Source organism: Streptomyces sp. NPDC060209, from assembly GCF_042728155.1.
Classification (GTDB): Bacteria; Actinomycetota; Actinomycetes; order Streptomycetales; family Streptomycetaceae; genus Streptomyces.
The window spans coordinates 49,369-59,330 of record NZ_JBHWZS010000018.1; the positions used below are offsets into that span (position 1 = coordinate 49,369).

Genomic DNA, 9,962 nt, shown 5'->3' on the forward strand with positions numbered 1-9,962 from the left:
TCCGCTCCCTCTCAGAAGTGGAAGCGCAGGTCGGTACAGCCGCGCCGCCGTACCTCGTCCTCGGCGAACAGCTTCAGCATCCGCTGCCTGGCCGCCGCCCCGCCCCTCGGAGTGTCCTGGGACGCTGCGAGGGCGTAGTTGGCGGCCTCGCCCTCGCACAGAGCGGTTGCGGTCATGGACCGGGGCACGCCCTTGTTCTGGTAGACGGTGAGGCGGTTGCTCCAATCGCCGTACCAGGAGACGAAAGCGAGCCTCGACGGATTCCGTGTGCTCTCTCCGTCCGCAGCGGAGAACAGGTCACAACGCCCGCTGGGTGCAGTGTCGTTGGCGGCCACGGCGATCTGCCAGTTGTCGTCCGAGGGCAGTCCGGCTCCGGTCACCCACCCGCAGGGCGTGCCCTCGGCCCGCGCCACCGGCACCCTCTTCGGATCGTCCGACGGGACGTTCAGCGGTGCCAACCGCTCCGGGGCCTTCAAGGGATCCGCGCCGCAGCCGAGCTTCTCCGAGGCCATGTGGGTGAGCGTGACCGCTGTCCGATGGGCGGCTCCGGGGACTCCGGTGAGTACCTCGCGCCCCATCTGGATGTGGACCAGAAGCTTGCGCTTCCTGCCTTCATCGTCCGCGGGAAGGTCTGGGCAGGGCACGAGCAGACGAATCGCTTTGTACTGGTCGACGAATCCCGGCAGGCCGTCGGGCAGTGCCGCCTGCTGGTCGAATCCACCCTCCGTGAAGACGGACATCAACTCCCTGTCCTGGTCATCACGCCGGGTGTACGCGGCCACCGAGACGAACCGCTTTCCGTCCGTATCTCCGCCCGTCAGGGTGACATCGCATGTATAGGAGCCGAGCCCTTCCGTGCTCCTGGACTCCTCGGAACCCAATAGGGACCCGTCTGGCGTCAACTGCTCCACGGCATCGCCGACAAGACCCCCGCCGCAGGCGTTGCGGATCAACGCCCACTCCTTCACGTAGGGCTGCGCCACATAGCCGCCGACCCCCAGGACCACAGCTGCCGCCACCGACACCTTCACCCAGCGCCGCATCGTCCCCGCCCCCGTCGCGCCGATCGCACTTCGGCCCCACCGGAGCCGTAACAACGCCTCACCCTACGGCCCGAGCCAACCCGTTCGGCCAGCAGCTGCCCGCCTAAAGCGGTCAACCGGGCATTCCGGTGGGACGCGAAGGGCTCCGTGCGGTGAATGCCTGGACAGCCATGGTGGTCGCCGCCACTCATGGCGTGGACGGCAGTCGTGTGACTGACCGCCCCAGGGCAATGGGGTATCGAGAATTTTCACAGGGAAGACGGCACGGCTGCTGGTCAGCAACAATGGCGAGGAGATGCTGGAGCTGGTCGTCGAGCCGTGGGCCGACATCCATCGCATCCTGCCGGACCGGACCTGCGTCGTGGCAACTCACTCATCGGCGAGTGACGGCTCTTGTGGTCCGGGATGTTGCGCGAGGACGAGCCGTTCCAGGTCGGGCATCGACCCGATTCAGTCACGGTGTGGGCCAACGGCAACTGCTTCCACCTCAGCGACACGGAGGGGGACGCGATGCACGCGGCGGACTGGGACTGTTTCGACCACCACGTCGGCCTATGACAACTCGCCTGCAGAACCCTCTGCTTGAGAGATTCCGAAGCTCATCCTGGAATGATCAGTCAGAGGGCGATCAGCCCCGCTGATGTCTCCCGGAAACCACAGGCATCGAAATAGAACGAACGTAGATGTTCCTCGAAGTCGACGTGAAGCCACTCGCACTTCGCGGAACGGGCCTCCTTGGCCGCAGCTGCGACAAGCGAGGCGCCAACCCCTCTCGACCGATGAGGCCCGGCGACCACCGTGTCCAGAATGAAGGCGTGTGCTCCGCCGTCCCAGGCAACGTTGACGAATCCGATCAGAGAGCCGGCTTCCCACGCGCAGACCCAGCCGAGGCTGTGGCGCTCAAGTCGTGCTCGCCAGCCGGTCTGAGTGACCGGGGAGCCGAAGCCGTCCGCGTGCAACGCGTCGAGGGACGCGTTGTCGAAGTCGCCCCGCCACTCATACTTGATCGCCACGCCCGGATCATAGTGCCTCGGTACGGTATCGGCCCGAATCGATTACTGGGTGAGGAGAGCCCGTTCGCGGAGGAGTTGGCAAACCTGGCCTGACCACGCCCCGCACCCCGGACGCGAGGCAGTGCACCGCGCACCCAGAACCCGAGTATTGACGTCACCGGGGGTTCTTGCCACGGCAGCATCGGAGTGTTGCCGTCGGCGGACACCCCTCGCGGGGGAGCGTCCGTGGTCGCGGTCAGGACAGCAGCAGCACGGCGCCGGCCGCGGCCATGGCCGCGGCGGTGCTGCTGTGGATTCCGGATGACGGTGGCGGCGGTAGGCATGGCGGGGGCTCTCCTCTTCTCGCGGCGCCGACCCCCTGTCGAGCGCCGCTCAGTCTTCTAGCGATGCTGGACATAGCCATGGCCTGATGTCTGGCGTTGCCAGGATTCCTCTTGTGTCGAACAGCCGGAATCGCCGCGAGCGGGAGCGCGCCCAGCGCCACCGCCCAATCCTCCCCGTGGCACGCGAGTTGGCCGAGGCCCGAGGGCTGGGAGACGGTCACCGCCGCCGCCTCGCCGAGCGCGTGGAGTACAGCCAGCCCGTGCCCTGCAGCCACTTCAAGGGCAGGGGCGCCATTGTCGCGGCCGTCGCCGAGGAAGGCTCGCGCCGAACTGGCCGAGTCGATGCGCGATGCGCGGACCGCTGCCGGGCGGGCGAGCCCCTCCCTCCTGGCTGGGGCAGACTCCTCCGTTCGGATGCTGTCCTCGCAAACAACCGCCTACGGGCCGCACGCCATGAGCACGGCGCGGGCGTGCTGCAGCAGCAGTTCGTCGTCGGCGCAGCGGTAGCGCATCCGGCCCGTGCCGCCCGTGTTGTTGTGGCGGCGTGCCGCAATGAGCTCTTGGCGGAGCACGGGGACCGCGGGGGCGGCCGCGGAACCCATGCCCGCCCACACCCTGACCACGTCAGGCCGGTTGTCGCTGTGCGCGGACCATGCGTGCAGGAGGACGGGCAGGGACTCCTCCACACCATGGCCCGCCTCCCACAGCGCCACCGCGAGGTCGCCGGCGACCCAGCCGACGTTCTTCTCCGGTGACGCCGCTAGCGCGCGCAGTTCGGGCAGTAGCACAGATGCCCCCGCTCCCATGCCGGCGACCACACGTAGCGCGTCGCACAGCGGCGACCAGTCCTCGGCTGCGAGCGCCGTTCTGAGTGCGGGCAGGGCGGTCTCCTCCTCGCCTCCGACCGACCACAGTGCCGCAGCCGCCTCGACGCTGTGCTGTGACGTGCCGTTCCGTGCCAGTGACCGAAGCTCCGGGAGTGCCTCCCGTGCGGCCGTCGGGCCGAGTCGTGCCAGGGCGCGCAACGCTGCGCCCCTTGCCGGGACGAGCCGGTCCGCGGGGGTCCGCAGAATCCGGATGACCGTGACCGGAGCCTCGGCCGATCCGACGGCAACCGCGGCCTTCAGCAGGTGCTCGGCGCGCCAGGAACGGTCCACCGGATCGAGCGCGGACAGCCTTCCCTCCAGCACCGGCGCCAGCGCCGCGGCGGCGCCCTGGTCCATGCGGTCGATCCAGTCGCCCAGGTCCTCCGGCACGTGTCCGAACCGGAGCACTTCTGCGAGCCCCGGCACGGCCCGCGCGTCGCCCTGTGCGGCGAGCGCGCCTAGCACGGCCCCGTAGGAGGTTTCGTGCCACCGTGCCTGGGGCGGGAAGTCCGGTCCGGCCGCCGCCCGTTCGGCCAGCGCGTGGGCCGCCGGCCTCCCGATGCCGTACAGGTGTCTGAGCTCCGAAGCCGCCCACCGGACGATGCGGTGGTCGGCTTCGCGGATCTGCTCACCCAGGAGCCGCACAGGCTCCTCGTGCGGGCCCCGCCATCCCGTCAGCAACAGGCCGCCCATGTCGATCGCCTCGCGTCGCTGGCCCCAGTCGGGGCTGCACAGCTGGTCCTCCAGCAGCGCGAAGCGTTCGACGACTCGGTCGTCCAGGGCGCGGTGCAGGTCCGCGAGCAGCTCGGTCGCCCAGGGGGCCTTGGCCGTGGTGCTCTGGGACGCCTTTAGCCGGCGCAGATAGGAGATCATCGTCGGTGTCTGTGGGGCGGGGGCCGTGTTCTCGTGCGCGGATGCGTCCTCCTGCGCGTCGCGTGCCTCCCGCATCACGCCGGTGGCGATCTCCACGGACCGCTCAGGGAGCCGGCCGGGCGCGCAGCGCGCCAGCTGCACGAGGGCGGACAGCTGCAGCCCGGCATCGCCCGGCCCGTTGCCCCGGGCGAGGAGGCCGGCCAGAGTCTCACCGGCAAGTTCCGCGAACTCGGCCCTGCGGACACCCAGTTCACCCAGTGCGGCCACCAAAGCCCGCAGTACCCCCGGATCCCGCTCCCCGGCGAGCCTTCGGCGCAGCGCTGCCAGGACCGTCTCCGGCTCGTCGTGCAACTGCACCAATGCGCCCGGCAACGCCCGCCTCAGACCCTCGTCGGCGTCGTCGAGGAGCTCCAGGAGCGCACCGCTGCGCGCCCGCACCTTCGACTCCGCCTCGGCGAGCATTCCGGCCCAGGCCGCGTACTCGTCCTCGTCGTCGGACCAGAAGTCCATCTCCTCCGGGTCACGGCCGTCACCCTCGACACTGCGCAGCAGGTCGACGATCTCCCCACGTCCCGGCAGGCCCACTGTCCCCACCAGCTCGAACAGGAACGGGATGCACGCGACCGTGCTGTCGTACACGTCCCCTTGGTGGTGCACTGCACCGTGCATGCCATCGAGCGCGATCTCCCGCTCGGCCGCGTCGGAGGACGCCAGCCCCCGCAGTAGATCCGGCACATCGGAAGCGTCGCCGTACGCATGGCCCATGGACGCCCAGTCGACGTCGTCGATCCCCGTGAACATGGTCGCGAGTCTGCCAGGCACCTCAGACAACGGTGGTCGGCGGCAGAGGCGGCCCGGATACGCACGGCACGGCTGTCCATGAACGATCAGCAAGCAAAGAGGTTGCCCGGCGTGCTGTAGAGCTGGAGTGAGCTGCCCCAGGCACCTCACTCCAGCTCGGTTCTCGCCGGACCGGACGGGAAGTCTCGCCATGTTCACGAGAGAACCGGTTCCGGCTCAAGTTCTGTGGTGTCGCCACGTTGAGTGATCCGTCGTTGTCTCCACCAGCTATGAGCGGCTGGGTGTGCGGGCTCGTACGATCAGTGGGGACGGGGCTCGTAGCGCAGTGGCCGTCGCGCCTTCACCGCATTTGGGAGGACGCCGGTTCGAATCCGGTCGGCCCCATTCCGGCCCTTCCTCAGGCAGTTCCGCCTGTCCTGCAGAGATGCCCAGTCGTCACTCGGCTTGCTCTCATCACAGAAGCAAGAGTTTGGGCACCACTCGAAGCTCTGCAGGCATCGAAGTGTTCATGACTTCACGCAGCACGGGCCCCCGCCGAGAGTTCAGCAGGGGCCCACGGCGGAGAGAGCTGCGGAGGGCCGGGACCTGTTTTCGATGAGCGGTGTGCCGGCCGACATCAGCTACCGTCTGCTGCCGGTCTGACGGCCCGGCCTCACTTCAGATGTCGGGTGAAGAACTGGGCCGCGGCGTCCCCCGCGAACTGCGGGACGCCGGTGTGCCCGCCGAGATGGGCATGCAGGGACTTCTCCTTGGAGTCGAAGGCGTCGAACAGGTCCAGGGTCGCTTGCCGGTCGTTCCCTTCGTCGTCCCACTGCAGCAGGACGTGCAGTGGAATGGTGACCTGCCGGGCCTCCTCGAACAGCGCGCGAGGCACGAAACTCCCGGCGAACAGAACGGCGGCCGAGATGCGAGGCTCGACCACCGCCAGCCGGATGCCGATGGAGATCACTCCCCCCGAGTACCCGACCGGGCCGCCGATCTCGGGCAGCGAAAGGAGGGCGTCCAGGGCGGCCTGCCATTCCGGGACCGCCTTGTCGACCAGCGGGAGGATGAGTGCGTCGACGATCTCGTCGCCGACCGGCTCGCCGGCGTCCATCGCTCGGCGCAGATCGGCCCGGGCCTGCTCGGCGGCGGGCCAACGGGGCCGGTCGCCGCTTCCGGGGAGCTCGATGGTGGCCGTGGCGAAGCCGTCCGCCGCCGAGTGTAGGGCCCGGGCCACCAGTCGGGGGTACATCTTGCGCAGCCCGAGGGGAGGGTGGCCGAGCAGGATCAGCGGCGTCGGCGCCGGTGCGGATGCGGGTGTCCACAGGATGCCGGGGATCTCACCGAGGGTGAATTCGCGTTCGAGGACGCCGTAGTCGAGGCGCTGCTCGGAAGTGAAATGCATGGTCGTGCCTTTCGGGAGTGCACTGGAACGGCGCTCCCGGCGACCTGTCTATCGCCCGACCGTGACCCCGGAGGGAAGCACCCATGTCGATACTGCGTTCACGGGTACCACCTCCTCGATCTGTCGCACGGCCTCCGAAAATGTAGCAGGTCGCCCTCGTCCGGCAAACGCGTTTTTTGCGGAGTCTGCGGCCACGAAGACACTACGCAGAGCTACTTGGGGTCGCCGCGAGCTCCCGAGTGGCAGTGGCACCCTTGCGCGCCCGAGGAGCGTCAGGGCGCGGATGGACTTGCCGTGACACGGTTCGCGCGTACCGCCGCCCACCGCCGCCCACCGCCTTCGGAGAGGTTCGGCGCGCAGTACGTGCATGGGGGCGACACGTTTCGCCGGCATGCTGTGTGCTCGTGGGGTCGCGGGTCCGTGTTCGGAGAGTCCATCGGCGCGGGGGACTGGGCGCCGTTCAGTCCCGCCCCTGTCGCCGGAACTCCTGGCCCTGCGGGGCCGGCCCCGGATCACCCGGACCGTCCTCGAAGGAGGCTTCGGCTCCGCGGCAGTCAACCTGCCGACACGGTAAGGGGCGCCGCGGTTGGCGGGTGAGTCCCGTTCGTCCCGGGGCGGGTTCGCGAGCGGAAGGTGCGGCGGTAGGTGTCCGGAGGCACGCCGACCGTGCGGTTGAAGTGCCGGCGCAACGTCGTGGCGGTGCCCATGCCCGTGTTCGCTGCGATGGTGTCGAGGGTGTCGTCCGTGGCCTCCAGCAACTCCTGGGCGTGGCGGATCCGTTGGGTGAGCAGCCATTGTAAGGGGGTGGTGCCGGTCACCGATCTGAAATGTCGGCCCAGGTTGCGTGAGCTCATCCGCGCCTGGCGGGCCATGTCCTCCACGGTGAGCGGGTGGTCCAGCCGTTGGACCACCCAGGGGAAGAGCTCGGCGAGTGGGTGGTTGTCCGGGGCAGGAACCGGGGTGGTGACGAACTGGGCCTGGCCGCCGTCCCGGTGCGGTGGCACGACCAGACGGCGGGCGAGGGTGTTGGCGATCGACGAACCGTGGTCGAGGCGGACGAGGTGCAGGCACAGGTCCATGGCGGCGGCCTTGCCGGCGGAGGTGAGCACACTGCCGTTGTCCACGTAGAGGACGTCCGGGTCCACCGTGACCTGGGGGTGGCGCCTGGCCAGCTCCTGCGTGTGTGCCCAGTGCGTGGTCGCACGCCTGCCGTCCAGCAGACCGGCGGCGGCCAGCACGAAGGCGCCCGTGCAGAGGGAGACCACGCGTGCGCCCGCGGCGTGGGCCGAGCGCACCGCATCGATCAGCTCTGCCGGCGGGGCCTGGTCGATGTCGGCCCAGCCCGGAACGATCACGGTGTCGGCGTGCGGGAGGCGGTCGAGTCCCTGATCGGGATCCAGTCCGAAGCGGCCGATCCGCACGGCGCTCGGCCCGCAGACCGAGAGGCTGTACCAGGGGTCCGCCCAGCCGGTCATGTCTGCTCCGAAGACCTCGCACGCCAGGGACAGCTCGAAATGCAGCATGCCGTCGGTGACGGCCAGCGCGACAGTAGTCATGTCCGGAATTGTACGGGGCATGGCGTTCCGGACAGTCGCGGTGGGTGTCGGTCTTCGCGAGGATGTCTGTGACAGAGCGCAGCGGATCATTTCGAGTGCAGGGGAGGACCCATGAGATCGGGTCAGACGGTGGCGGTATACGGCGCATATGGACACACGGGCCGGTTCGTGGTGGCGGAACTGAGGGAGCGTGGGTTTCTCCCGGTTCTCGCCGGCCGCGACCCCGGGAAGCTGAAGGCACTGGCGTACGGAACCGAGTTGGACGTCCGCCCGGCGTCGGTCGACGATCCGGCCTCGCTCGACCGTGCGCTGGCAGGTGCCGCAGCCGTGATCAACTGTGCCGGGCCCTTCGCCACCACTGCCGCCCCCGTGATCGAGGCGGCACTGCGCGCCGGGATCCCCTATGTGGATGTGGCCGCCGAGATCGAGGCCAACGTCGATACGTTCACGCACTTCACCGACCGCGCCCGCGCCGAACAAGCATTGATCGTTCCTGCGATGGCCTTCTTCGGAGGCCTGGGGGACCTCCTGGTCACCGCCGCGATGGGGGACTGGACTGCGGCCGACGAGGCGCACATCGCGTACGGACTGAGCAGCTGGCACCCCACCGCCGGGACGCGCACGGCGGGAGCGGTCTCCCGGGAGCGGCGGGGCGGTGGGCGCATCCGTTACGCCAACGGGCGGTTGGAGCACCGTCACGACGACCCGCCGACCCTGGAGTGGCGCTTCCCCGACCCGATGGGCCCCCGGCCCGTCATCGGGGAGTTCACGATGGCCGACGTCGTGACCGTACCCAGCCACCTGCCCATCCCCGAGGTGCGCACCTACATGACGGTCGAGGCTGCCCGGGACATCGCGACCCCGGACACACCGACGCCGACCGCGGTCGACACGCGGGGGCGGTCCTCGCAGACCTTCCTCGTCGACGTCGTCGTGCGCTCGGGCGATGCCGAACGGCGAGCCGTGGCCCGCGGTCAGGACATCTACGCCGTCACCGCGCCGCTCGTGGTGGAGGCGGTCGACCGCATTCTCAAGGGACGGACCCACGCGTTCGGCGTCGCCTCCGCAGGCGAGATCTTCGATGCGGCCGACTTCCTCCGTGGACTGTCCCCGCACATCACCCTGGAACTGCGTCCGTAGCGGGCCGACCGCCCATGGCTCGCGCCGGGCAGCCGGTGAACTGGCACTGGGTGATTGCCCGCGTGGATCCGCAGTCGTCCTGGCGTTGCCCGCCTGTCGTCGCGCGCCACGCCTGGATCCTGTCCCGGTGCCGCACATGCCGGTGTGCGTGGGTGGCCGGGCCGAGCTTGCCGTCAGACCGGCGCGGTCAGCAGATCGAGGTCCCTGCTGATCTCTTCCCGCAATGTGTGATGGCGAGCGGCCAGAGAATATCGCTCGTCCGACCAATTCTCACGGGGATAGAGCCAGACAGGCCGGTGCACCAGGCCGGTCGCTTCCCACTCGAAGCGCGGCCACACATGAGCGTGCAGGAATCCATCGGTGTTGCCGAGAATCTCCAAGTTCACCCGGCGAAATGCCGGGTCGAGACGCCGGCAGGCATTCTCCACGGCTTCACCGAGCACGTCCATATCGGAGAGGAACGCCAGCCTCTTCGCCCTGGGGAGCTCGGACAGCCGCTGCACATGGGGCTCGTCCACAAGGAGAACCGAGTAGCCGGGCAGAAACTGCACGTCTCCGATCACCGCGAACCCTGCCCTCAACCGCCGTAGCACTGTGGGGTTCTCCCCGCGCAGAGCGCTCCCGATCCGGTCCGTCCGCCATTCGCTCGTCATGGACGAAACCTATGCTCCTGCTCACTGGTGTCACAGCCGAGTGACTCAGGTCCTGCGAAGTTCAAATGCAAGAGGGGTTCTCCAACTGGGCGTCCCCTGTGGGTAATTGCTCTACAAGGGAGCCGAACCGAAGGTGGCATGATCCCCGCCATGAGCCTCACCGTGCGACAGCTCGCTCTCGCCACCTTGGACCGTCAGTTCCTGCTCGAACGTCGGCGCGTCGATGTGGCGGCATTCCGGGCGAGCGTCGACAGCAATTCGAATTCCCTTTTGGTGAGCTCGATTTCGCGCCCGTGCAGTAGTGCGC

7 protein-coding genes and 1 tRNA gene are annotated in these 9,962 nt (G+C 68.9%); 2 read left to right on the forward strand and 6 right to left on the reverse strand.

Translation table 11 applies throughout. The features are described 5' to 3' along the window. Positions 1–11: 11 nt before the first annotated feature. The 3 genes from ACFWFI_RS06220 to ACFWFI_RS06230 form a co-directional block, all read right to left on the reverse strand. Positions 12–1,043, reverse strand: coding sequence for a hypothetical protein (locus tag ACFWFI_RS06220; protein ID WP_387386114.1), 1,032 nt, complete (start codon positions 1,041–1,043; stop codon positions 12–14). 617 nt (positions 1,044–1,660) lie between these two features. Continuing rightward, on the reverse strand, positions 1,661–2,056 hold the full coding sequence (locus ACFWFI_RS06225) for a GNAT family N-acetyltransferase (protein WP_387386117.1): 396 nt from the start codon (positions 2,054–2,056) through the stop codon (positions 1,661–1,663). Positions 2,057–2,816: 760 nt separating this feature from the next. Beyond that, entirely contained in the window at positions 2,817–4,919 is a 2,103-nt protein-coding gene (locus tag ACFWFI_RS06230; RefSeq protein ID WP_387386120.1) for a hypothetical protein, read from the reverse strand. 310 nt (positions 4,920–5,229) lie between these two features. Between ACFWFI_RS06230 and ACFWFI_RS06235 the strand changes: the two genes are divergently transcribed. Continuing rightward, positions 5,230–5,303: transfer RNA gene (locus tag ACFWFI_RS06235), tRNA-Gly, on the forward strand. Between the two features lie 268 nt (positions 5,304–5,571). Here the strand turns inward: ACFWFI_RS06235 and ACFWFI_RS06240 are convergent. Next, positions 5,572–6,306 carry a dienelactone hydrolase family protein gene (locus tag ACFWFI_RS06240; protein ID WP_387386122.1) on the reverse strand — a complete coding sequence of 245 codons (735 nt, stop codon included), beginning with the start codon at positions 6,304–6,306 and terminating at the stop codon, positions 5,572–5,574. A gap of 554 nt (positions 6,307–6,860) precedes the next feature. After that, a complete protein-coding gene (locus ACFWFI_RS06245) occupies positions 6,861–7,862 on the reverse strand; it encodes a helix-turn-helix domain-containing protein (RefSeq protein WP_387386125.1) in 1,002 nt (333 codons plus the stop codon). Positions 7,863–7,973: 111 nt separating this feature from the next. On the opposite strand from ACFWFI_RS06245, the gene ACFWFI_RS06250 reads away from it, so the two are divergent. Further along, entirely contained in the window at positions 7,974–9,002 is a 1,029-nt protein-coding gene (locus ACFWFI_RS06250) for a saccharopine dehydrogenase family protein (RefSeq protein ID WP_387386128.1), read from the forward strand. A gap of 173 nt (positions 9,003–9,175) precedes the next feature. Here ACFWFI_RS06250 and ACFWFI_RS06255 read toward each other — a convergent pair whose 3' ends face one another. Continuing rightward, positions 9,176–9,655: an HIT family protein gene (locus ACFWFI_RS06255; protein WP_387386131.1), complete on the reverse strand. Its 480-nt coding sequence runs from the start codon at positions 9,653–9,655 to the stop codon at positions 9,176–9,178. Positions 9,656–9,962: the final 307 nt, after the last annotated feature.